Source organism: Neptunitalea chrysea (assembly GCF_027924145.1).
GTDB classification, from domain to species: Bacteria; Bacteroidota; Bacteroidia; order Flavobacteriales; family Flavobacteriaceae; genus Neptunitalea; species Neptunitalea chrysea.
On the sequence record NZ_BRVP01000006.1, the window covers coordinates 170363 to 195783 of the forward strand.

20 protein-coding genes and 4 tRNA genes are annotated in these 25421 nt (G+C 35.8%); 20 read left to right on the forward strand and 4 right to left on the reverse strand.

Annotation, left to right across the window (positions count from 1 at the left end; genetic code table 11):
- The first annotated feature begins 25 nt into the window (after window positions 1-25).
- From NBRC110019_RS05970 to guaB, 20 genes are all read left to right on the forward strand, one after another.
- Window positions 26-108 (forward strand) — tRNA-Tyr (locus NBRC110019_RS05970).
- Window positions 109-121: 13 nt separating this feature from the next.
- A tRNA-Gly gene (locus tag NBRC110019_RS05975) sits at window positions 122-194 on the forward strand.
- A gap of 22 nt (window positions 195-216) precedes the next feature.
- A tRNA-Thr gene (locus NBRC110019_RS05980) sits at window positions 217-288 on the forward strand.
- A 56-nt stretch (window positions 289-344) separates the two neighbouring features.
- The gene (gene tuf / locus NBRC110019_RS05985; protein WP_281753250.1) at window positions 345-1532 is read left to right on the forward strand and encodes an elongation factor Tu; all 1188 of its coding nucleotides are present in this window, start codon (window positions 345-347) and stop codon (window positions 1530-1532) included.
- A 51-nt stretch (window positions 1533-1583) separates the two neighbouring features.
- Window positions 1584-1654: transfer RNA gene (locus NBRC110019_RS05990), tRNA-Trp, on the forward strand.
- 18 nt (window positions 1655-1672) lie between these two features.
- Window positions 1673-1867, forward strand: a complete 195-nt coding sequence (secE, locus tag NBRC110019_RS05995; protein ID WP_281753252.1) for a preprotein translocase subunit SecE — start codon at window positions 1673-1675, stop codon at window positions 1865-1867.
- A 19-nt stretch (window positions 1868-1886) separates the two neighbouring features.
- On the forward strand, window positions 1887-2438 hold the full coding sequence (gene nusG, locus NBRC110019_RS06000; RefSeq protein WP_281753254.1) for a transcription termination/antitermination protein NusG: 552 nt from the start codon (window positions 1887-1889) through the stop codon (window positions 2436-2438).
- Between the two features lie 64 nt (window positions 2439-2502).
- Window positions 2503-2940 carry a 50S ribosomal protein L11 gene (rplK, locus tag NBRC110019_RS06005; RefSeq protein ID WP_281753257.1) on the forward strand — a complete coding sequence of 146 codons (438 nt, stop codon included), beginning with the start codon at window positions 2503-2505 and terminating at the stop codon, window positions 2938-2940.
- Between the two features lie 18 nt (window positions 2941-2958).
- Window positions 2959-3648 carry a 50S ribosomal protein L1 gene (rplA, locus tag NBRC110019_RS06010; RefSeq protein ID WP_281753259.1) on the forward strand — a complete coding sequence of 230 codons (690 nt, stop codon included), beginning with the start codon at window positions 2959-2961 and terminating at the stop codon, window positions 3646-3648.
- Window positions 3649-3671: 23 nt separating this feature from the next.
- A complete protein-coding gene (gene rplJ, locus NBRC110019_RS06015; RefSeq protein ID WP_281753261.1) occupies window positions 3672-4190 on the forward strand; it encodes a 50S ribosomal protein L10 in 519 nt (172 codons plus the stop codon).
- Window positions 4191-4244: 54 nt separating this feature from the next.
- Complete coding sequence (gene rplL, locus NBRC110019_RS06020) at window positions 4245-4619, forward strand: 50S ribosomal protein L7/L12 (protein WP_281753263.1); 375 nt, start codon at window positions 4245-4247, stop codon at window positions 4617-4619.
- A gap of 129 nt (window positions 4620-4748) precedes the next feature.
- Window positions 4749-8558 (forward strand): DNA-directed RNA polymerase subunit beta, encoded by a 3810-nt coding sequence (rpoB, locus tag NBRC110019_RS06025; protein WP_281753265.1) that lies wholly within the window; start codon window positions 4749-4751, stop codon window positions 8556-8558.
- Window positions 8559-8627: 69 nt separating this feature from the next.
- Window positions 8628-12926 carry a DNA-directed RNA polymerase subunit beta' gene (rpoC, locus tag NBRC110019_RS06030; RefSeq protein WP_281753267.1) on the forward strand — a complete coding sequence of 1433 codons (4299 nt, stop codon included), beginning with the start codon at window positions 8628-8630 and terminating at the stop codon, window positions 12924-12926.
- Between the two features lie 12 nt (window positions 12927-12938).
- Complete coding sequence (locus tag NBRC110019_RS06035) at window positions 12939-13250, forward strand: DUF3467 domain-containing protein (RefSeq protein WP_281753269.1); 312 nt, start codon at window positions 12939-12941, stop codon at window positions 13248-13250.
- Window positions 13251-13354: 104 nt separating this feature from the next.
- Complete coding sequence (gene mnmA, locus NBRC110019_RS06040) at window positions 13355-14542, forward strand: tRNA 2-thiouridine(34) synthase MnmA (RefSeq protein WP_281753271.1); 1188 nt, start codon at window positions 13355-13357, stop codon at window positions 14540-14542.
- A 19-nt stretch (window positions 14543-14561) separates the two neighbouring features.
- Complete coding sequence (locus NBRC110019_RS06045) at window positions 14562-16175, forward strand: S8 family serine peptidase (protein ID WP_281753274.1); 1614 nt, start codon at window positions 14562-14564, stop codon at window positions 16173-16175.
- Window positions 16175-17125 (forward strand): NAD(P)H-dependent flavin oxidoreductase, encoded by a 951-nt coding sequence (locus NBRC110019_RS06050; RefSeq protein ID WP_281753276.1) that lies wholly within the window; start codon window positions 16175-16177, stop codon window positions 17123-17125. The genes NBRC110019_RS06045 and NBRC110019_RS06050 overlap by 1 nt, the downstream gene beginning before the upstream one ends.
- A 4-nt stretch (window positions 17126-17129) precedes the next feature.
- A complete protein-coding gene (locus NBRC110019_RS06055) occupies window positions 17130-17993 on the forward strand; it encodes a hydroxymethylglutaryl-CoA lyase (protein WP_281753277.1) in 864 nt (287 codons plus the stop codon).
- Between the two features lie 16 nt (window positions 17994-18009).
- Window positions 18010-19902 (forward strand): tetratricopeptide repeat-containing sensor histidine kinase, encoded by a 1893-nt coding sequence (locus tag NBRC110019_RS06060; RefSeq protein ID WP_281753279.1) that lies wholly within the window; start codon window positions 18010-18012, stop codon window positions 19900-19902.
- A gap of 71 nt (window positions 19903-19973) precedes the next feature.
- Window positions 19974-21446, forward strand: a complete 1473-nt coding sequence (guaB, locus tag NBRC110019_RS06065; protein ID WP_281753281.1) for an IMP dehydrogenase — start codon at window positions 19974-19976, stop codon at window positions 21444-21446.
- Between the two features lie 147 nt (window positions 21447-21593).
- Here the strand turns inward: guaB and rplT are convergent, their stop codons facing one another.
- From rplT to thrS, 4 genes are all read right to left on the reverse strand, one after another.
- The gene (gene rplT, locus NBRC110019_RS06070; RefSeq protein WP_281753283.1) at window positions 21594-21938 is read right to left on the reverse strand and encodes a 50S ribosomal protein L20; all 345 of its coding nucleotides are present in this window, start codon (window positions 21936-21938) and stop codon (window positions 21594-21596) included.
- 108 nt (window positions 21939-22046) lie between these two features.
- Window positions 22047-22244: a 50S ribosomal protein L35 gene (rpmI, locus tag NBRC110019_RS06075; protein ID WP_093025656.1), complete on the reverse strand. Its 198-nt coding sequence runs from the start codon at window positions 22242-22244 to the stop codon at window positions 22047-22049.
- A gap of 71 nt (window positions 22245-22315) precedes the next feature.
- A complete protein-coding gene (infC, locus tag NBRC110019_RS06080; RefSeq protein WP_281753291.1) occupies window positions 22316-22864 on the reverse strand; it encodes a translation initiation factor IF-3 in 549 nt (182 codons plus the stop codon).
- 29 nt (window positions 22865-22893) lie between these two features.
- Complete coding sequence (gene thrS, locus NBRC110019_RS06085) at window positions 22894-24837, reverse strand: threonine--tRNA ligase (RefSeq protein WP_281753287.1); 1944 nt, start codon at window positions 24835-24837, stop codon at window positions 22894-22896.
- Between the last annotated feature and the right edge of the window lie 584 nt (window positions 24838-25421).

Below are 25421 nucleotides of genomic sequence, written 5' to 3' on the forward strand. Positions count from 1 at the left end.
AGAAGTTCTTAATAATAATGATATCGGGGAGATACTCAAGCGGCCAACGAGGACAGACTGTAAATCTGTTGGTTTTTACCTTCGCAGGTTCGAATCCTGCTCTCCCCACTGAAATTAAATTGCGGGAGTAGCTCAGTTGGTAGAGCGTCAGCCTTCCAAGCTGAATGTCGCGAGTTCGAACCTCGTCTCCCGCTCTAGAAGAGTACATCAATTTAAGCCGACGTAGCTCAGGGGTAGAGCACTTCCTTGGTAAGGAAGAGGTCACGGGTTCAATTCCCGTCGTTGGCTCGATGCGAAGCAAAATTTGAACACTAATATATAACTAAGATTAAAATTATTAAATCATGGCAAAGGAAACTTTCGATCGTTCCAAACCGCACTTAAATATTGGTACTATTGGACACGTGGATCACGGTAAAACTACCTTGACTGCTGCTATTACTACTGTTTTAGCTAATGCTGGTCTTTCTGAAATGCGTTCATTCGATTCTATCGATAATGCACCTGAAGAAAAAGAGAGAGGTATTACAATTAACACTTCTCATGTAGAGTATCAAACAGCTAACCGTCACTACGCACACGTTGATTGTCCAGGTCACGCCGATTACGTAAAGAACATGGTAACTGGTGCTGCTCAGATGGATGGAGCTATTCTTGTTGTAGCTGCTACAGATGGTCCTATGCCGCAAACTCGTGAGCATATCTTATTAGGTCGTCAGGTAGGTGTTCCAAGAATCGTTGTTTTCTTGAATAAGTGTGATATGGTTGATGATGAGGAGTTATTAGAGCTTGTTGATATGGAGGTAAGAGAATTACTTTCTTTCTATGAGTATGATGGAGATAATGGTCCTGTTATCCAAGGTTCTGCTTTAGGAGCATTAAACGGAGATCAGAAATGGGTTGATTCTGTAATGGAATTAATGGAAGCTGTTGATAACTGGATTGAATTACCACAGCGTGATGTAGATAAGCCTTTCTTAATGCCTATCGAGGATGTATTTACAATTACTGGTCGTGGAACTGTTGCTACAGGTCGTATCGAAACTGGTGTTGCTAATACAGGTGATCCTGTTGAGATCATTGGTATGGGTGCTGAAAAATTAACTTCTACTATTACAGGGGTTGAGATGTTCCGTAAGATCTTAGATAGAGGTGAAGCTGGAGATAACGTAGGTATTTTGTTAAGAGGTATCGAGAAATCTGATATCAAAAGAGGTATGGTTATTTGTAAGCCAGGTTCTGTTACTCCTCACTCTAAATTTAAAGCAGAGGTTTATATCCTTAAAAAAGAAGAAGGTGGACGTCATACTCCATTCCATAATAATTACCGTCCACAGTTCTATTTAAGAACAACTGATGTTACTGGTACTATTACGCTTCCTGATGGAATCGAGATGGTTATGCCAGGTGATAACTTAACTATTACTGTTGAGTTGTTAAGCACAGTGGCTTGTTCTGTAGGTCTACGTTTCGCTATCCGTGAAGGTGGTAGAACAGTAGGTGCTGGTCAGGTAACTGAAATTTTAGAATAATTTATTTAATTATTATAATCTCAAAGGTGCTTCTTTGAAGTGCCTTTTTCTACGGGTGTAGTTCAATGGCAGAATAGCGGTCTCCAAAACCGTTGATGGGGGTTCGAATCCCTCCACCCGTGCAATATAAAATCGAGATAATGGCAGGTTTTGTGACATACATTAAAGAATCATTTGACGAGTTAAAACACCATGTTACATGGCCTACATGGGCTGAGGGGCAAAAATTGATGGTAGTTGTGGCTTCTTTTTCAGTTGTTTTTGCTTTGGCAATTTTTGGTGTAGATAAAGCATTGGAGTTTGTGATGAGTTCTTTTTTCGACTTATTTAAATAATCTTATAAAACTTGAATCGATGGCAGATGGTCTAGTAAAGCAGTGGTATGTAGTTAGAGCTGTAAGTGGTCAGGAGAATAAGGTTAAGACATATATTGAAAATGAGATTGCTCGTTTAGGGTACTCTGATTATGTTGATGATGTTTTAGTTCCTACCGAAAAGGTAGTTCAGATCAGAAATGGTAAAAAAATAAATAAAGAGCGCGTTTACTTTCCTGGGTATATTATGGTGAAAGCTAATTTGGGTGGTGAAGTAGTGCATATTATAAAATCAATTACCGGAATTATTGGGTTTTTAGGAGAGGTGAAAGGTGGAGATCCTGTGCCTTTAAGAAAATCTGAAGTGAACCGTATGCTAGGTAAGGTAGATGAGTTATCTGTGAAAACAGATAATGTGTTGATACCGTATTCTGTTGGTGAAACTATAAAGGTGATAGATGGGCCTTTTAATGGTTTTAATGGAACTGTTGAAAAGGTTAATGAAGAAAAGCGTAAGCTTGAAGTGATGGTTAAGATTTTTGGAAGAAAAACACCATTAGAGTTAAGTTATATGCAAGTAGAGAAAGTATAATTTTAATTATTATAAATGTGAGTGTGTTTCTTAGTGGGCACACTTTTTCATTAATTTTCGAACAATGGCAAAAGAAGTAAGTAAAGTAGTTAAACTACAAGTTAAGGGAGGTGCTGCGAATCCGTCGCCACCGGTTGGACCTGCTTTGGGAGCTGCCGGTGTTAACATCATGGAATTCTGTAAGCAGTTTAATGCGCGTTCACAGGATAAACCAGGTAAAACATTACCAGTTGTTATCACCGTTTACAAAGACAAATCATTTGACTTTGTAATTAAGACTCCCCCAGCAGCAGTTCAATTAATGGAGGCAGCTAAGGTTAAAAAGGGATCCGGAGAGCCAAATCGTAAGAAGGTAGCTAGCGTAACTTGGGAACAACTTAAGGTAATAGCTGAGGATAAAATGCAAGATCTTAATGCTTTTACTGTAGAATCAGCAATGAGTATGATTGCAGGTACAGCAAGATCAATGGGATTAACTGTTTCGGGTGAAAAGCCTTTTTAAATCTTAAAGACTGGAAAAATGGCAAAATTAACAAGAAAGCATAAAGAAGCTTTAGCAAAGATTGAACCAAATAAATTGTATTCAGTACAAGAGGCTTCAGCTTTAGTTAAAGAAGTTAGTTACGTTAAATTTGATGCATCTGTAGATGTAGCAGTACGTTTAGGAGTAGATCCACGTAAAGCTAATCAAATGGTAAGAGGGGTTGTAACATTACCTCATGGAACTGGTAAAGACGTTAAGGTATTAGCGTTGGTTACACCTGATAAAGAAGCAGAAGCTACCGCAGCTGGTGCCGATTATGTAGGTTTAGATGAATATCTTCAGAAAATTAAAGACGGTTGGACAGATGTTGACGTTATTGTTACTATGCCAAGCGTTATGGGTAAATTAGGTCCATTAGGTAGAATCTTAGGTCCTAGAGGTTTAATGCCTAACCCAAAAACAGGTACGGTAACAATGGATGTTGCTAAAGCTGTTGCTGAAGTTAAAGCTGGTAAAATTGATTTTAGAGTTGATAAAACCGGAATCGTTCATGCAGCTATTGGTAAGGCATCTTTTTCTCCTGAGCAGATTGAAGGGAATGCTAATGAATTGCTTCAAACATTAATTAAATTAAAACCAACTGCAGCTAAAGGAACTTATATTAAGTCTATTTGTATGTCTAGTACTATGAGTCCTGGTATCCCTGTTGATCCGAAAGCAGTTTAATTGGTAGTTATAAAATTTAGATCATGACTAGAGAAGAAAAATCAACGGTAATTGAAGATTTAACTGCGCAGTTGGCTGAAAACAATATAATATATTTAGCAGATATATCTGGATTAGATGCAGATACTACCTCTAAATTACGTAGAGCTTGTTTTAAAGCTGATATTAAATTAGCAGTTGTAAAAAATACATTGCTTGCAAAGGCAATGGAAGCTTCAGACAAAGACTTTGGAGATTTACCTGAAGTATTAAAAGGTGCTACCTCTTTAATGTTTTCTGAAGTTGGAAATGCACCAGCTAAATTGATTAAGGATTTTAGAAAGAAATCTGAAAAACCAATCTTAAAAGGAGCTTTTGTAGAAGAAGCTATTTATGTTGGCGATAATCAATTAGATGCATTATCAAGTATTAAATCTAAGGATGAAGTTATTGGAGATATCATTACGTTACTTCAATCTCCTGCTAAAAATGTTGTTTCTGCTCTTCAATCGAGTGGAGGTAAATTGGCAGGTATTATTAAAACTTTATCTGAAAAAGAATAATTTCGATACGCACTTTAACAATTATATTTATTTTAAAATTTAAACGATAGAAAAATGGCAGATTTAAAAGAATTCGCAGAACAATTAGTTAACTTAACAGTTAAAGAAGTAAATGAGTTAGCTACTATATTAAAAGATGAGTATGGTATTGAGCCTGCTGCTGCTGCTGTAGCTGTAGCTGCTGGTCCTGGTGGTGAAGAAGCTGCTGCTGAAGAAAAAACTGAATTTGATGTAGTATTAAAAGCTGCTGGTGGTTCTAAATTAGCTGTAGTTAAGTTAGTTAAAGAATTAACAGGAGTTGGTCTTAAAGACGCTAAAGATATCGTAGATGGTGCGCCTTCTACAATTAAAGAAGCTGTTTCTAAAGATGAGGCTGAAGGTCTTAAGAAGTCTTTAGAGGATGCTGGAGCTGAAGTAGAGCTTAAGTAAGTTTTATTGCAGCTACCAAAGCTGTAAAAATTTGGTTTAGGTCTTGGGATTAATCTCCTTAAGACCTAAACCCTTTTATGTATATAATTGTATACGTTTTATATTTTCTAATCTAAATTTTGTCCATTGATGTTATTAAATCAGACTGAAAGATTGAGTTTTGCCTCCGCAAAGTATACTCCTGAATATCCGGATTTCTTAGACATTCAAATTAAGTCATTCCAGGATTTTTTTCAGCTGGATACCAAATCTGAAGAAAGAGGCAATGAAGGTCTATACAATACCTTCAAGGAAAATTTTCCAATCACTGATACCCGAAACCAGTTTGTACTTGAGTTTTTAGATTATTTTGTAGATCCACCAAGATATTCAATTCAAGAATGTATTGAAAGAGGTTTGACGTATAGTGTACCTTTAAAAGCAAGGTTAAAACTATATTGTACAGACCCTGAGCATGAAGATTTTGAAACTATTGTTCAGGATGTGTATTTAGGTACTATTCCTTATATGACACCAAGTGGTACGTTTGTTATCAATGGAGCAGAACGCGTTGTAGTTTCTCAGTTACACCGTTCTCCTGGGGTTTTCTTTGGTCAATCTTTCCATGCTAATGGTACTAAATTATATTCTGCCAGAATTATACCATTTAAAGGTTCATGGATAGAGTTTGCCACTGATATTAACAGCGTAATGTACGCTTATATTGATAGAAAGAAAAAATTGCCTGTAACTACATTGTTTAGAGCAATTGGTTTTGAAAGAGATAAAGATATTTTAGAAATCTTCGACCTTGCAGAAGAGGTGAAAGTTTCTAAAGCAGGATTAAAAAGAGTATTAGGACGTCGTTTAGCTGCACGTGTTTTAAATACATGGCATGAAGACTTCGTTGATGAAGATACCGGTGAAGTAGTATCTATTGAAAGAAACGAGATAGTTTTAGATCGTGATACTATTTTAGAAAAAGAACATGTAGAGGAAATTTTAGAGGCTGATGTTAAAACGATTCTTTTACATAAAGAAGAAAGTCAGTCTGCAGAATATGCTATTATTCACAATACATTGCAAAAAGATCCTACCAACTCTGAAAAAGAAGCGGTAGAGCATATATATCGTCAATTACGTAATGCTGAACCGCCTGATGAGGAGACAGCAAGAGGTATTATTGACAAATTGTTCTTCTCTGATCAACGTTATAACTTAGGTGAAGTTGGTCGTTATAGAATGAACAAAAAGTTAGGACTTGATATTCCTATGGATAAACAAGTTTTAACGAAAGAAGATATTATCACCATTGTTAAGTACTTAATTGAGTTAATTAACTCTAAAGCTGAGATTGATGATATTGATCACTTATCTAACCGTCGTGTACGTACTGTAGGTGAGCAGTTATCAGCGCAGTTTGGTGTTGGTCTTGCTCGTATGGCTCGTACCATTCGTGAGCGTATGAATGTTCGTGATAACGAGGTATTTACACCAATCGACTTGATTAACGCTAAGACGCTGTCATCTGTTATTAACTCGTTCTTTGGTACCAACCAGTTATCTCAGTTTATGGATCAAACGAATCCATTAGCAGAGATAACTCACAAACGTCGTTTATCTGCATTAGGACCAGGAGGTCTTTCTCGTGAAAGAGCTGGTTTCGAGGTGCGTGATGTTCACTATACACACTATGGTCGTTTATGTCCTATTGAAACTCCTGAAGGACCAAACATTGGTTTGATTTCTTCTCTTGGGGTGTTTGCTAAGGTAAACAGCATGGGATTCATTGAAACGCCATACCGTACCGTAACTGATGGTAAAGTAGATTTAAGCAAATTTGATTATTTAAGTGCTGAAGAAGAAGAGGATAAGATGATTGCTCAGGCAAACATTCCTGTAGGAGAAGATGGTACTATAACAGTAGATAAGGTTATTGCTAGAGAAGAAGGTGATTTCCCTGTAGTAGAGCCTTCACAGATTCACTATACGGATGTGGCTCCTAACCAGATTGCTTCTATTTCTGCTTCGTTAATTCCTTTCTTAGAGCACGATGATGCAAACCGTGCGTTGATGGGATCTAACATGATGCGTCAGGCAGTTCCTTTATTACGTCCTCAGGCTCCTATTGTAGGTACCGGTTTAGAGCGTAGAGTAGCTTCTGATTCTCGTGTATTAATTAATGCAGAGGGAGACGGAGAAGTAGAGTATGTAGATGCTCAAAAAGTAACTATCAAATATGATAGAACTGATGATGAGCGTTTAGTAAGTTTCGATAGCGATTCTAAATCATATAATCTTATTAAATTCCGTAAAACTAACCAAGGTACTTCTATTAACTTAAAGCCAATTGTTAGAAAAGGCGATAGAGTTGTTAAAGGTCAGGTGTTATGTCAAGGGTATGCTACCGAAGGTGGAGAGCTTGCTTTAGGACGTAACATGAAAGTTGCCTTCATGCCTTGGAAAGGATATAACTTTGAGGATGCGATTGTAATTTCTGAAAAAGTTGTTAGAGAAGATATTTTTACATCTATTCACGTAGATGAGTATTCTTTAGAAGTTAGAGATACCAAATTAGGAGCTGAGGAGTTAACTAATGATATCCCTAACGTTTCTGAAGAAGCTACTAAAGATCTTGACGAAAACGGAATGATTCGTGTGGGTGCAGAGGTTAAGCCTGGTGATATTTTAATTGGTAAAATTACACCTAAAGGAGAATCTGATCCTACTCCGGAAGAGAAATTATTACGTGCTATTTTTGGAGATAAAGCAGGAGATGTTAAAGATGCATCGTTAAAGGCTTCTCCATCATTAAATGGTGTTGTAATAGACAAGAAATTATTTGCGAGAGCACTTAAAGATAAACGTAAGAGAGCTAAAGATAAAGAGGATATCTCTAAATTAGAGCTTGAATACAGTTCAAAATTTGAAGCATTAAAAGATAGACTTATAGAAAAACTTTTCAACCTAGTTAATGGTAAAACTTCTCAGGGAGTTATGAATGACCTAGGTGAAGAGTTGTTACCAAAAGGTAAAAAGTATACTTTAAAAATGCTTAACTCTGTAGATGATTTTGCACACTTAATTCCTGGTAACTGGACAACAGATGATGCTACCAATGCATTAGTTGCTGACTTGTTACACAACTATAAAATTAAGTTAAACGATCTTCAAGGAGCTTTAAGAAGAGACAAGTTTACAATTTCTGTTGGAGATGAATTGCCATCAGGAATTATGAAGTTAGCCAAAGTATATATTGCTAAAAAGCGTAAGCTTAAAGTAGGTGATAAGATGGCGGGTCGTCACGGTAACAAGGGTATTGTTGCTCGTATTGTACGTGAAGAAGATATGCCATTCTTAGAAGACGGTAGCCCAGTAGATATCGTATTGAATCCATTAGGGGTACCATCTCGTATGAACATTGGTCAGATTTATGAAACTGTATTAGGTTGGGCTGGTCTTAAATTAGGTAGAACATTTGCTACTCCTATTTTTGACGGTGCTTCTTTAGATCAGATTAATGAATTAACTGATGAGGCTGGTATTCCAAGATTTGGTCATACTTATTTATATGACGGAGGAACCGGTCAGCGTTTCGATCAACGAGCTACAGTAGGTGTTATTTACATGCTTAAACTGGGGCACATGGTTGATGATAAGATGCACGCACGTTCTATTGGACCTTACTCTCTTATTACTCAGCAGCCTCTTGGAGGTAAAGCGCAGTTCGGAGGTCAGCGTTTTGGAGAAATGGAGGTTTGGGCATTAGAGGCTTATGGTGCTTCTAGTACGCTTAGAGAAATTTTGACAGTTAAATCTGATGATGTTATCGGTAGAGCTAAAACTTATGAGGCCATTGTTAAAGGTGAGCCAATGCCTGAACCAGGATTACCAGAATCGTTCAATGTATTAATGCATGAACTTAAAGGTTTAGGTTTAGATATCAGATTAGAAGAATAAAAAGTTTTGGGGTGAAAACACACCCCGAAACTTTAATACATTACACTTAATTCATTATCACCATATACTATGGCAAAATTAAAAGATAAGAATACAGTTAAGAGATTTAATAAAATCTCAATAGGTTTAGCATCGCCTGAGTCAATTTTGGCGGAGTCTAGAGGAGAGGTGCTTAAACCTGAAACTATTAACTATCGTACTCACAAGCCTGAGCGCGATGGTCTTTTCTGTGAGCGTATTTTTGGTCCTGTAAAGGATTATGAGTGTGCTTGTGGTAAATACAAAAGAATCAGATATAAAGGGATTGTTTGTGACCGATGTGGTGTTGAAGTAACTGAGAAAAAGGTTCGTAGAGATAGAGTTGGTCATATCAATTTAGTGGTACCCGTAGCACATATATGGTACTTCCGTTCTTTACCTAACAAAATTGGTTATTTATTAGGGTTACCTTCTAAGAAATTAGATATGATCATCTATTATGAGCGCTATGTGGTTATACAACCAGGTATTGCTAAAGGACCAGAAGGTGAAGAACTTAAGCGTTTAGATTTCTTAACAGAAGAAGAATACTTAAATATTTTAGATACACTTCCTCAAGAAAACTTATATCTTGAAGATACGCATCCTGACAAGTTTGTTGCTAAAATGGGAGCTGAGTGTATTGAAGAGTTACTTAGAAGAATAGATTTAGAAACATTGTCTTATGATTTAAGACACAAAGCTAATAATGAAACTTCTAAACAACGTAAAACAGAGGCATTAAAACGTCTTCAGGTAGTTGAAGCTTTCAGAGAGTCTCAACAAAACCGTGAAAACAATCCAGAATGGATGGTAATGCGTGTAGTTCCTGTTATTCCGCCGGAATTACGTCCGTTAGTACCTCTTGATGGTGGTCGTTTTGCTACTTCTGACCTTAATGACCTTTATAGAAGGGTTATTATTAGAAATAACCGTTTGAAGCGTTTAATGGAAATTAAAGCTCCTGAGGTAATTTTACGTAACGAAAAACGTATGCTTCAGGAATCTGTGGATTCATTATTCGATAATACTCGTAAGTCTTCTGCGGTTAAAACGGAATCTAACAGACCATTAAAATCACTTTCAGATTCATTGAAAGGTAAGCAAGGTCGTTTCCGTCAAAACTTATTAGGTAAACGTGTTGATTACTCTGCTCGTTCTGTAATTGTTGTAGGACCAGAAATGAAGTTGTTTGAATGTGGTTTACCTAAAAACATGGCAGCTGAACTTTACAAGCCTTTTGTTGTTAGAAAATTAATTGAAAGAGGTATTGTAAAAACGGTTAAGTCTGCTAAGAAGATTATAGACAAAAAAGAACCAGTTGTTTGGGATATATTAGAGAGTGTAATTAAAGGACATCCGGTATTACTTAACCGTGCCCCTACATTACACCGTTTAGGTATTCAGGCATTCCAACCTAAATTAATTGAAGGTAAAGCAATTCGTCTACACCCATTAGTATGTACTGCGTTTAACGCGGATTTTGATGGTGACCAGATGGCGGTTCACTTACCATTAGGACCAGAGGCTATTCTTGAAGCTCAGTTATTAATGTTAGCATCGCATAACATTCTTAACCCTGCTAATGGATCGCCAATTACGGTACCTTCACAGGATATGGTTTTGGGTCTGTATTATATGACCAAACAAAGAAGATCTACCGAAGCTGAAAACGTTGCTGGTGAAGGATTAACTTTCTACTCTGCTGAAGAAGTAAGTATTGCTTTTAATGAGAAGAAAGTAAATCTTAATGCTGGTATTAAGGTGAGAGCTAAAGATTACAATGAGAATGGTGAGTTGGTATACCAAATTATTGAAACTACTGTAGGTAGAGTTTTATTTAATCAGGTGGTACCAGAGAAAGCTGGATATATTAATCAGGTATTAACTAAAAAATCGTTACGTGATATTATCGGTGGCATTTTAAAAGTTACTAGCGTACCTGAAACAGCAGATTTCCTTGATAAGATTAAGGATATGGGATATAAGTTCGCATTTGAAGGTGGACTATCATTCTCATTAGGAGATATTATTATTCCTCAGGAAAAGCACGGAATGATTTCTGATGCTAACGAGCAGGTAGAAGGTATTATGATGAATTATAACATGGGACTTATTACAAATAATGAGCGTTATAATCAGGTAATTGATGTATGGACTTCTACGAATGCTATGCTTACTGAGTTAGCAATGAAACGTATTAGAGAGGATAATCAAGGATTTAACTCTGTGTTTATGATGCTTGATTCTGGGGCTCGTGGATCTAAAGAACAGATTCGTCAGTTAACCGGTATGCGTGGTTTGATGGCGAAACCTAAGAAATCAAACTCTGGTGGAGGTGAGATCATTGAAAACCCGATTCTTTCTAACTTTAAAGAGGGACTTTCTATCTTAGAGTACTTTATTTCTACTCACGGTGCTCGTAAGGGACTTGCGGATACGGCGTTAAAAACGGCAGATGCAGGGTACTTAACACGTCGTTTAGTAGACGTTTCTCAGGATGTTATTATTAACATTGAGGATTGTGGTACTTTAAGAGGATTAGAAGTTGAACCACTTAAGAAAAATGATGAAGTAGTTGAATCTTTAGGTGAGCGTATCTTAGGTCGTGTTTCTTTACATGATGTATACGATCCGTTAACTGAAGAGTTAATTATTAAAGCGGGTGAAGAAATCTTAGAAGATCATGCTAAGAGAGTAAATAACTCAGCTATAGAATCTGTTGAAGTACGTTCTCCATTAACATGTGAAGCAGAACAAGGTATTTGTGCTAAGTGTTATGGTAGAAACTTATCAACCGGTAAAATGGTACAAAAAGGGGAGGCAGTAGGTGTTGTTGCAGCACAGTCTATTGGAGAACCGGGTACACAGTTAACGTTGCGTACATTCCACGTAGGGGGTACTGCAGGGAACATTTCTGAAGAGAATAAATTATTCGCTAAGTTTGAAGGTGTTGCAGAGATCGATGATCTTAAAACTGTTAAAGGCGAAGATTCTGAAGGAAATCTGGTAGATATTGTTATTTCTCGTACTACAGAATTAAAGTTAATCGATAAGAAAACCGGTATTACTTTAAGTACAAGTAACATTCCTTACGGTTCTCAAATATTTATTGATAGCGGAGCACAACTTACTAAAGGTGATGTAATTTGTCAGTGGGATCCATATAATGGGGTAATTGTTTCTGAGTTTGCAGGTAAAATTGCTTACGATGGTATTCAACAAGGGGTTACTTATCAGGTAGAGATAGATGAGCAAACAGGTTTCCAAGAAAAAGTAATTTCAGAATCAAGAAATAAGAAAATTATTCCTACATTATTGATTCAAGATGCTAAAGGAAATACGTTACGTTCTTATAACTTACCGGTAGGTGCACACATTATGGTAGATGATGGTGATAAGATTAAAGAAGGTAAAGTACTTGTTAAGATTCCACGTCGTTCTGCTAAAGCAGGGGATATTACAGGGGGTCTTCCAAGAGTTACCGAATTATTCGAAGCACGTAACCCATCTAACCCAGCTGTAGTTTCTGAAATTGATGGTGTTATTTCTTTTGGTAAAATTAAGAGAGGTAATCGTGAGATTATAGTAGAATCTAAGTTAGGAGAAATTAAGAAGTATCTTGTAAAACTTTCTAACCAGATTCTTGTTCAGGAAAATGACTATGTGAAAGCTGGTATGCCACTTTCTGATGGTTCTACTACACCTGATGATATCTTAAAAATTAAAGGACCCTCAGCGGTACAACAATATCTTGTTAACGAGGTACAGGAAGTATATCGTTTACAAGGGGTAAAAATTAACGATAAGCACTTTGAGGTTGTAGTACGTCAAATGATGCGTAAAGTTAGAATTCAAGATCCGGGAGATACATTATTCTTAGAAGGACAGTTAGCTCATAAGATTGATTTTATCAAAGAAAATGATAGCTTGTTCGGTAAGAAGGTTGTAGAGGATGCCGGGGATTCTGGTAAATTAAAAGCTGGACAAATTGTTACAGTTCGTGAATTAAGAGATGAAAATTCAATTTTGAAACGTACTGATAAGAATTTAGTTGTGGCAAGAGATGTAATTCCTGCAACGGCAACACCGGTGTTACAAGGTATTACAAGAGCATCTCTACAAACTAAGTCGTTTATTTCTGCGGCTTCGTTCCAGGAGACAACTAAAGTATTAAACGAAGCTGCTGTAAACGGTAAGGTAGATTCTTTAGAAGGTCTTAAAGAGAATGTTATTGTAGGACATAAGATACCAGCTGGTACAGGTATGAGAGAATATGACAATATCATCGTAGGTTCGAAAGAAGAATATGATGAAATTATGTCTCATAGACAAGAAATTAATTTCTAATAAAACAGTTTCATGAGTGATCAGGAAAAAAAACAAGGACAGGTTAATATTGAATTAGATGAGAAAATAGCGGAAGGAATTTATTCTAATTTGGCTATTATAAATCATTCGGTATCAGAATTTGTTGTTGATTTTATAAGTATGATGCCAGGAACACCTAAGGCAAAAGTGAAGAGTAGAATTGTATTAACTCCCCAGCATGCCAAAAGGTTGCTAAAAGCATTAAATGATAATGTTCAGCGTTTTGAACGGGCTCATGGCGAAATTAAAGATTATGAGCAGCCACCTATTCCACTAAATTTTGGACCAACAGGTGAAGCCTAATAAACATAGAAACCCTGAACATTTTGTTCAGGGTTTTTTTATGGATATACTAAAACCGAGAACGCTACATTTTTTATAATTTTGTAGTTTATAATTTAGTTTAAATGAAAAGAGTAGTAGTAGGACTTTCAGGAGGTGTAGATAGTAGTGTTACAGCATATTTGTTACAGCAACAAGGCTATGAGGTAATTGGACTATTTATGAAGAATTGGCATGACGACTCCGTTACTATTTCAGATGAGTGCCCATGGCTAGAGGACAGTAATGATGCAATGATTGTGGCCGACAAATTAGCAATTCCTTTTCAAACAGTTGACTTAAGTGAAGAGTATAAAGAACGTATAGTAGATTATATGTTTAACGAATACGAACAAGGAAGAACTCCGAACCCAGATGTTTTATGTAATCGCGAGATTAAGTTTGACGTGTTTATGAAAATAGCGCTGGGCTTAGGTGCAGAGTATGTAGCAACAGGACACTATTGTAGAAAAGGAGTGATAGAAAAAGACGGTAAAGAAATTTATCAATTACTGGCAGGAATTGATGGTAATAAAGATCAATCTTATTTTTTGTGCCAGCTATCACAAGAGCAACTTTCTAAAACTTTGTTTCCAATAGGGGAGTTAACGAAGCCAGAGGTTAGGGCTATTGCAGCAGAGGCCGATTTAATTACTGCAGATAAAAAAGATTCTCAAGGATTATGTTTTATAGGTAAGGTTAGATTACCAGAGTTTCTGCAGCAAAAATTAAAACCTAAAGAAGGCGTAATTGTTGAAGTTCCAGAATCTATGGATGCTTATAATGAGGTGGTGCCACAATTTGAAACAAAGGAACAGGAACTTTCTTTTTATAGTAAAAAGCCTGAGTACCATATTTCAGATGGTAAAATTGTAGGGAAACATCAAGGAGCTCATTATTTTACAAAAGGGCAGCGTAAAGGTTTACATGTAGGTGGTACAGTAGCCCCTTTATTTGTTATAGATACAGATGTTGAAGAGAATGTAATCTATACGGGTCAGGGTAAAAATCATCCCGGATTGTACAGAAGAACTTTATTTGTAAAACAGCATGAGTTACATTGGGTAAGAGAAGATATGGTATTGGCTATTGGAGAATCTCTCAGTGTAAACGCTAGAATTAGATATAGACAACCTTTGCAAAAAGCTACTATTTACAAGGTAGAAGGTGGAGCTTTTGTAGATTTTGAAGAACCACAAAGTGCTATTACTGAGGGACAATTTGTGGCTTGGTATATAAAAGATGAATTAGTAGGATCCGGAGTAATTTCTTAAATTGCAAAAAAGATCCATTTTGAAACAAAAATTATTTTTACTTTTTACCCTTTTTCTAGCACTGGGTGTAAGGGCTCAAGAACATGCGTGGGTATACTTTACCGATAAACCAAATGCGGTAACGGCACTTGCTAATCCTATTTCTATTTTAACGCAAGATGCCTTAGATAGAAAAGCATTACACAATACACCTATTGATGTGAGAGATGTTCCGGTTGACGAAACCTATATCACCACGATTAAAAATCAAACGGGTGTTATGGTGATGGCTAAATCAAAATGGATGAACTGTCTTCATGTTATAGGAAGTCAAACAGATATTAATGCCTTACTAAACTTAAGTATTGTAGATAGTATTTTCTATGCCGATAATTCTTTAAATTCCAGACAGGCTAATGATTATAAACATTTAGATAAGACAGATAAGTTTGATATAAATGTTGATTTTACTTATGGCAATACAAATAATCAGGTAACCATGCTTAATGTAGATGTGTTACATCAAAATGATTACACTGGAGAAGGGTTGGTTATAGCTGTGTTAGACGCTGGTTTTCCTAATGTAAATACCATGAGTGGATTTCAACGTTTAAGAGATAATAACAATTTATTAGGGGGATATGATTTTGTGTTAAGAAGTACCGATTTTAATAATCCTTCACTAAACGGGCATGGTACTGCAACGTTATCAGATATGGCAGGTTTTGTACAAGATCAGTTTGTGGGAACGGCACCAGATGCTAGTTATTATTTATTTAGAACCGAAGATGCTCTAGTAGAAACACCTGTAGAGGAAAGTTATTGGGTAGAGGCTGCAGAAAGAGCAGATAGTTTAGGTGTCGACATTATAAACAGTTCTTTAGGATATACCACCTTCGATGATTCGAGGTATAACCACACCATGGCAGACATGGATGGGAATACTGCTTTCATTACAAAGGGAGCAAATATTGCTGTTGAAAAAGGAATTTTAGTTGTAAACTCTGCTGGTAATTCAGGCAATAGTACTACCTTTAATATTATTGGTGCTCCTGCAGACGGAAATGCTTTTGCAGTTGGAGCTGTAAATAATATAGGGGACTATGCAAGTTTTAGTTCTATTGGTCCATCTGCAGATGGTAGAGTAAAACCAGATGTAATGGCTAAGGGGGATGCTAGTGCAGTTATTAATTATTCCGATGTTGTTACTATTTCTAGCGGAACTTCATTTTCATCTCCTATTATGGCAGGATCTATAGCAAGTTTATGGCAGGTAAATCCGTCTAAAACAAATATTGAAATTATGCAGCTGGTTAGAGAATCGGCTTCTTTATATACTAACCCAACGAATCAAATGGGGTATGGTATCCCAAATTTTGGTCTTGCGATGGGTAGTTTGTTAAATACTCCTGAGTTTTCTGAAGACTTTGCTATTCAGATTTACCCTAATCCGGCTTCAACTTATTTCTACGTGTCATCTAATAATACAGAAACATATGAGGTAGTGGTGTATAATACATTAGGTGAACGGGTGATAAAAGTAACGGCTAGTGAAGATAATAAAGTTGATGTTTCAGGATTAGAAAGAGGAATGTATTTTGTGGATGTTACTATAAATACTACCAATAAAACATATAAGTTAATTATAGAATAATGCAATCAAATAGAATAACCTCACTGTTTAATATTACATATCCCATTGTTCAAGGAGGAATGGTATGGGCTAGCGGATGGAGACTTGCTTCTGCGGTTAGTAATTCAGGAGGACTAGGATTACTAGGGGCAGGATCTATGTATCCGGAAGTATTGAGAGAGCATATACAAAAATGTAAAAAGGCAACTAATAAACCATTTGGTGTAAATGTGCCTATGCTATATCCAGATATTCAAAATATTATGGATATAATTATAGACGAAGGAGTTAATATTGTTTTTACTTCGGCCGGAAACCCTAAAACATGGACTAGCTTTTTACAAGAAAAAGGAATAACTGTTGTACATGTGGTGAGCAGCGTTAAGTTTGCTAAGAAAGCTCAAGAGGCTGGGGTAGACGCTATTGTGGCTGAAGGATTTGAAGCTGGAGGCCATAATGGAAGAGATGAAACCACTACACTTACGTTAATACCGCAGGTAGCAAAAGAAATATTGGTTCCGTTAATTGCTGCAGGAGGTGTTGCTACAGGTCGTGCAATGCTTGCAACAATGGTACTAGGGGCAGATGGTGTGCAGGTTGGTAGTAGGTTTGTAGCTAGTAATGAGGCATCGTCACATATACTTTTTAAAGAAATGGTAGTAGCAGCCAAAGAAGGTGACACCATGTTAACTTTGAAAGAATTAGCACCAGTTAGGCTGTTAAAAAATACATTTTATAACGAATTGCAAGAATTATATGTAAATGGAGCAGATGCATTACAATTAAAAGAGCATCTAGGACGTGGTAGAGCGAAATTAGGTATGTTTAAAGGCGATTTAGAAAATGGAGAATTAGAAATCGGACAAGTTTCAGGTTTAATAGATACTATAAAACCGGTAGCTGGTATTATAGACGACATGATTACGGAGTTTCGTGTAGCACAAAAACGTATATCTTCTCTTCAATTATAAGTATATGAATGAAGTTCATATTATTGAATGTCCAAGAGATGCCATGCAAGGTATCAAAGCGTTTATTCCTACTGAACAAAAAATTCAGTATATTCAATCATTATTGCGTGTAGGTTTCCATACTATAGATGTAGGGAGCTTTGTCTCTCCTAAAGCAATCCCCCAAATGGTAGACACAATAGATGTCATTAAAGGATTAAACCTGAGTAATTATAACAGTAAGCTGCTTACTATAGTCGCAAATGTTAGAGGTGCGGAAGAGGCTTGTGGTGTAGATGAAGTATCTTATTTAGGCTTCCCTTTTTCAATATCCGAAATTTTTCAAATGCGTAATACCCATAAAACAATTCAAGAATCATTAAAAACTCTTGAAAAAATAAAAGCAATAGCCGATACTACAAATAAAGAAGTTGTAACGTATCTTTCCATGGGGTTTGGAAATCCTTATGGAGATCCGTGGAATGTAGATATTGTATCTGAATGGACAGAACGTTTATATCAAATGGGAATTCAGATATTATCATTGTCAGATACTATTGGAGTAGCAACTCCCGAAACTATTACATATTTGTTTTCGAATTTAATTGCAAAGTACCCAGATATAGAGTTTGGTGCACATTTACATACAACTAGAACAGCGTGGTTCGAAAAAGTTGATGCGGCCTATAAAGCTGGTTGCTCTCGTTTTGACGGGGCAATTCAGGGGTATGGAGGGTGTCCAATGGCAAAAGATGAATTGATAGGTAATATGCCTACCGAAAAATTGGTATCTTATTTTACATCTAAGCATGCAGATACAAATATAAGCGCTATGAGTTTTGAGAGTGCCTATAATGAAGCTTCTAAAATATTTAAATTTTATCATTAAAGTAAAATATATTCCGATGTACAGAAAGATGTTGGTTTTGTTGATACTGTTTCCGTTAATATTATTAGGACAACAGAGACATGTTTCTATAGATTCGGCACGCATATATTTAAATCTGGCACAAGAATTAAGTGTAAATAATACTACAAAGGCGCTTGAGTATATTCAGAAAACTGAAAGATTAATTGCTTCTGATGATTATACTACTACCGATAAGTATTTAGAGGCAGATCTATTGATTACGAAATCTAGAGTATATTATGTAAATGGAGATTACACTTTTGTGTATGAGAATATGTTGAAGGCCTATAATTTGTCGTCTTCCATTAATTATTATTCAGGTATGGCCAAGTCTTTAAATGGTCAGGGAATTGTTTTGCAAGCTATAGAAAATCACGAGGAGGCAATTGCAGACTTTAAAAAATCAATTGAGTACTTTAATAAGGAAGTATTTGATCCCTATATTTTAGCAGTTTATGTAAATATAGCGATTAGTTTAATAGAGCATAAGAAATATGAAGAGGCCAGAAATTATTTGGCTATGGTAATAGATGCCGATTATGAGCGAACTAACAATTACTACCAACATCTTGCCTTAAATAAATTAGGGTATATCTACAAGAAGGAAAAAAAATATCAGCTTGCATTAGAGTATTTTTCAAAAGTGCTAACCGATAAAATAGAACCTAATATATGGGAAAAGGCATATGCTAATAATGAGATAGCAAGTTGCTATTTGGCTTTGGGTAAGATTGATGTTGCTTTGGGATACGCTAAAAAAGGATTGCAATACGCAAAAGCTGTTGGAGCAAAATGGGATATGGAAAGAAGCTACTATGTAATGTATAAGGTGTATTCTAAATTGAATAACACTAAAGAAGCATTGTCCTATTACGAGCTTTCGGCGGCATATAAAGACTCTTTGTTTAGTCAGATACGGTTGCACCAAATCGATTTGATGAAATTAAGAAAGGATGAAAAGGAACGTAGCATTCTTATTGCTGAAAATGAAATGAAAGATGCCAAAATTAAAAGGGATAACATCTTACTTATATCTATAGTTGGTATTGCAGTTTTCTTATTGTTATTACTTCTTCAACATAGAAAAAGAATCAAGAGAGAGGCACGCCTCTATGAGGAAATTAAATTACAGAGCGCAGAAGTAGAGGCTCAGAACGAAACCATTCAGAATCATAATAAGATTTTGGTGAAACATAATCAGGCAAAGGATCGACTCATTTCTGTATTTTCTCATGATTTAAGGTCTCCCATAAGTTCAATGGAGCAATTGCTGGAGCTTATGGTACAAGGTCATTTTTCAGAGGAAGAGGTTAAGGATTTGATGGAAGAACTATTAATACAGGTTAGATCAACTTCTTTTATGCTAAATGATTTACTGAAATGGGCCAAATTACAATTAGATGGGCTAGAGGTAAATCCTGTGAAAGTTGATTTAATTGAAAAGGTAAAACGTACATTAAACTCATTTTATTTAAACATAAAACGAAAGAATATCTTAATAGAGAACAACCGTAAAGGCAATAATGTACTCCTTATATATGCAGATGATGCTCATGTAAATATAATTCTGCATAATATGTTGGCAAATGCTATTAAATATACAGATGTAAAAAAGAGCATTAAGATTACATATGAAACTGCAGAAACGGGAACTACGTTGTCAATTTTTAATGAAGGAGTGGTGATTTCTGATACTCGAATTGCTGAGATATTAAATACAAATAAAGCATTGAACTCTGAAAAAGGAACATCGTTGGAAAGAGGAGAGGGAATAGGGCTACTATTAATTAAAAGATTTGTTACTATAAATGATTGTACGTTAGATATTAAGGCGCATCCTTCTAAAGGGACTGAGTTTTTGGTTACATTTCCTAAATTCAAATCGTAAAAAAATTGATTTAGGCTTCCGTTTTTATTTAAATGGCTTATATTTGCATGCAATTTACTATAAATTGCATCATGAAATCACACATAGCAAAATTCGTAGGAGAAGGACTTACATATGACGATGTTCTTCTTGTTCCAAATTATTCAGAAGTATTACCGCGCGAAGTAAGCATTCAAACTAAATTTTCAAGAAATATTACCTTAAATGTTCCTGTTGTATCTGCAGCTATGGATACCGTTACAGAAGCTGCTATGGCTATTGCTATGGCACGTGAAGGTGGAATCGGTGTTTTACATAAAAATATGACAGCCGAGCAACAAGCAGCTCAGGTAAGAAAGGTTAAAAGGGCTGAGAGTGGTATGATCTTAGATCCTGTAACACTACCATTAGATGCTAAAGTTAGAGATGCTAAAATGAACATGACAGAGCATCATATTGGTGGTATTCCTGTAGTCGATGAGAATGGTATCTTAAAAGGTATTGTAACTAACAGAGATTTACGTTTTGAAAAGCATGAAGAGCGTCCGATAGTTGAAGTGATGACTTCTGAAAACTTGGTGACTGCCGGTGTTGGTATGTCATTAGCCGACGCAGAAGATATTCTGCAAGAATATAAGATTGAAAAATTACCTATCGTGGATGGTAACTACAAGCTGGTAGGTTTAATTACATTTAGAGATATAGCTGAACTTACTAAAAAGCCTTTGGCTAATAAAGATCAGTTTGGTAGATTAAGAGTGGCTGCGGCTATTGGTGTAACATCAGATGCTGTAGATAGAGCAGAACAATTGGTAAATGCAGGTGTAGATGCTGTAATTATTGATACAGCTCATGGTCATACCAAAGGTGTGGTTACGGTATTAAAAACCATAAAAGATAAATTTCCGCAATTAGATGTAGTAGTAGGTAATATTGCAACTCCTGAAGCAGCTTTATATTTAGCAGAGAATGGTGCCGATGCCGTAAAAGTGGGTATTGGTCCCGGTTCTATTTGTACAACACGTATTGTTGCCGGTGTTGGTTTTCCTCAGTTATCTGCGGTAATGGAAGTGGCTGCTGCTTTAAAAGGAACGGGTGTTCCAGTGATTGCAGATGGAGGTGTTCGTTATACAGGTGATATTCCTAAAGCTATTGCAGCGGGTGCAGATTGTGTGATGTTGGGTTCTATGTTGGCAGGTACCAAAGAATCTCCGGGTGAAACTATTATCTATGAAGGACGTAAGTTTAAGTCGTACCGTGGTATGGGTAGTGTAGAAGCTATGAAACAAGGTAGTAAAGACAGATACTTCCAAGATGTAGAGGATGATATTAAGAAACTGGTTCCGGAAGGAATTGTTGGACGTGTACCATACAAAGGAGATTTGTTTGAAAGTATGCACCAATTTATAGGAGGAATAAGAGCAGGTATGGGATACTGTGGTGCCAAAGATGTTGAGACCTTAAAAGAAACAGGACGCTTTGTTAAAATTACTTCTAGTGGTATTAACGAGAGTCACCCTCATAATGTAACCATTACAAAAGAATCTCCTAACTATTCAAGATAATATAGTAAGCAGTATTTTTTATATATAATAATAAAATCCCCGATAGCTAACTATCGGGGATTTTTGTTTTTAGAATGTAAGTAAATAAAAAATCCGATTCATAATTGAATCGGATTTTTTTCTAAGCGAAATATTGTTAAACGTTTATTATTTTACTTTTTCTACAATAGCTTTAAAAGCTTCAGGGTGGTTCATCGCTAAATCAGCTAAAACTTTTCTGTTAAGTTCTATGTTGTTAGCTTTAACTTTCCCCATAAATTGAGAATAAGATAAACCGTGTTGTCTTGCACCTGCGTTAATACGGGCAATCCATAAAGCACGAAACGTTCTCTTTTTATTTTTACGGTCTCTGTACGAATATAACATCGCTTTTTCAACCGCGTTTTTGGCAACTGTCCAAACATTTTTACGTCTACCAAAGTAACCTTTGGCTTGTTTCATTACCTTTTTTCTGCGAGCTCTACGAGCTACCGCGTTTACTGATCTTGGCATAATTTTTAAGATTTTTTGTAGCAGGCGGCAATGTTTATTGCTCTTTCTTTTTTTGGCCTGACTCCAGGGTTAAACAATTTTAAATTGAACCGACGAACAATTATCAGATTACTTTAAACGTAATTGTTCTTTAATACTGTTAACATCGTTATCGTGAACTAATCCACTGTGAGTTAACGCAAGCTTACGCTTTTTAGATTTTTTAGTCAAAATGTGACTTTTAAAAGCGTGCTTTCTTTTAATTTTTCCAGAACCTGTAAGCTTAAAACGCTTTTTGGCACTAGATTTAGTTTTCATTTTAGGCATTTCTTTCCTCTTTAAATTTGATTTCGCTTAACTTTTTATAATCAAATTACACTTATTAAAAGTACAATTTACTATTTTGCTGCTTTCTTAGGAGCAATAAACATAGTCATACGTTTACCCTCTAATTTAGGCATCTGTTCCACCTTACCTAGTTCTTCCAGTTCTTGAGCTAGTTTAAGTAATAAAATTTGCCCTTGATCTTTGTATACAATAGAACGTCCCTTAAAGAAAACATATGCTTTTAATTTGGCACCGTCTTTTAAGAACTTCTCTGCATGCTTTTTCTTGAACTCATAATCATGATCATCTGTTTGCGGACCAAAACGAATTTCCTTTACAACAACTTTCGTCGCTTTAGCTTTTAAAGCCTTATCGCGCTTCTTTTGCTCATACAGGAACTTTCGATAGTCCATTATTTTACAAACAGGAGGCTTGGCATTAGGTGATATTTCTACCAAATCTAATTCCATCTCTTGAGCCATGGCAAGTGCTTTTCTAGTTGGATATACATCCATTTCTACATTATCACCTACCAATCGTACCTCAGGAACACGAATTTTATCATTAATTCTGTGCTGATCCTTTTCCTCTCTGGGAGCTCTGTAATTATTTCTTCTAATAGCTATGGCTAAAAAATTTTAATTAGACTTTATTTAAACGGTTTTAATATACTATTAATTTCGGTTTTTATCAAATCGGCGAAAGCTTCAATGCTCATACTGCCTAAATCTTCTCCACCGTGTTTTCTAACAGATACTGTACCCTCCTTAGCCTCATTCTCTCCAACAATCAACATATATGGCATTTTTTGGGTTTCTGATTCCCTGATTTTTTTGCCTATAGTTTCATTTCGGTTATCAACGAGGGCGCGAATTTCGTGATTTTCTAATAAATTTAAAACATTTTTAGCATATTTTTCATATTTCTCACTAAGAGACAGTATAATACACTGTTCAGGCATTAACCAAAGTGGGAAATTTCCAGCAGTATGTTCTAATAAAATAGCAATGAAACGTTCCATACTTCCAAACGGAGCACGGTGAATCATAACTGGTCGGTGTAATTTGTCATCACTACCTTTATAAGATAGGTCAAAACGTTCTGGTAAATTGTAGTCTACCTGAATGGTTCCAAGTTGCCAGCTTCTTCCAAGAGCATCCTTCACCATAAAGTCTAGTTTAGGGCCGTAGAAGGCAGCTTCTCCTGTTTCTATAACATAGTTAAGTCCTTTTTCTTTAGTAGCGTTTATAATTGCACTTTCTGCCTTTTCCCAGTTTTCGTCACTTCCTATATATTTATCAGGGTTTTCAGAATCTCTTAAAGAAACCTGAGCCGTAAAGTTTTCAAAACCTAACGAACCAAATACATATAATACAAGGTCTATAACATTTCTAAACTCTTCATCTAATTGTTCAGGAGTACAGAAAATGTGTGCATCATCTTGAGTAAAACCTCTTACTCTAGTTAATCCGTGTAATTCACCACTTTGCTCATATCTATATACTGTACCAAATTCTGCATAACGCTTAGGTAGCTCTTTATAACTCCATGGTCTAGAATTGTAAATCTCACAGTGGTGAGGACAGTTCATAGGTTTTAATAAGAACTCTTCTCCTTCAGCAGGAGTGTGTATTGGCTGAAAGCTGTCTTCTCCATATTTAGCATAGTGTCCAGAAGTAACATATAATTCCTTTTGTCCAATATGTGGCGATACTACTTGCTCATAACCTGCTTTTTTCTGAGCCTTTCTTAAAAATTGCTCTAAGCGCTCTCTTAAAGCAGCACCTTTAGGTAACCATAAAGGTAATCCTTGTCCAACTTTTCTAGAGAAAGTAAATAATTCTAATTCCTTACCAAGTTTTCTATGGTCACGTTTTTTAGCTTCTTCTAAAAGTTCAAGATATTCTTTAAGATCTTTTTGTTTAGGAAATGATACACCATAGATACGTGTAAGTTGAGGTTTATTTTCATCACCTCTCCAGTAAGCACCTGCAGCATTTAATAATTTAACTGCTTTAATAATACCTGTATTTGGGATGTGTCCTCCGCGACATAAGTCGGTAAAGGTAGCGTGGTCGCAAAAAGTAATGGTGCCGTCTTCAAGGTTTTCAATTAATTCAACTTTAAATTCGTTTCCTTGATCTTCGTAGTATGTTAGGGCATCTGCTTTTGTAGCAGATCTCATTTTAAATTCATGTTTCCCTCTGGCTATTTCCAACATTTTCTTTTCAATAGTAGGGAAATCTTTCTCCGAGATACTTTGCTCACCTAAATCTATATCGTAATAAAAACCATTATCAATAGCAGGACCAATAGTGAGTTTTACTCCAGGGTAAAGTTCTTCTAAAGCCTGAGCCATTACGTGAGAAGAAGAATGCCAGAATGCTTTTTTACCTTCTGTATCATTCCATGTATATAATATAAGAGAACCGTCGGTGGTTAAAGGAGTGGTTGTTTCAACGGTGGTACCGTTAAATTTTGCTGAAATTACATTTCGTGCCAAACCTTCACTTATGCTTTTGGCAACATCCATGGGAGTTGAGTTAAGCTCAAACTCTTTTACTGATCCGTCCGGTAAAGTTATTTTTATCATTTAAATATTTATTAAGGAGTGCAAAGATAATAGGTTGTTTCAATCATTACAATATTTATTTATGGTATATATAGGTGAAAATCTAAATCTTAGGTGTTTTGTAGCATATATAAGGGTAGAATTTATTTATACCTTATATATAAAGGAATACTATATATTAAAACTGGATAGGTAATTATGGTAAATCCTAATAATATATAAGAGTGGAAGAGTAGAGGAAGAACCTGTTTTCATAGTACTTTAATTAATTTGATGAGGGTTTTATTGTGTAACTAATTGAATTGTAGGGTTTAGATAAAATGTTTTAAAAAAAGGTTAAGAAAAGCTTGGATAAAGGTTAATAAAGGTTTTATATTTGCACCCGCTTTCAGGGCGATGTTCATATAAATAGAGTAGAGATAATTGGTAAGAACTTTTAAGGAAAAGGTTTTACGTTTTATTAAAAAGTATTAGTTTTGCATCCGCTTCTTGAGGGAGGTATTGAAAGGTTGGAAAGTTAAGAAAAAACGGGTTTAAATTTTTATAAAAAAAGTTTTGCTAGTTACAAATAAAGTTTCTACTTTTGCATCCGCTTTGAGAGAGGC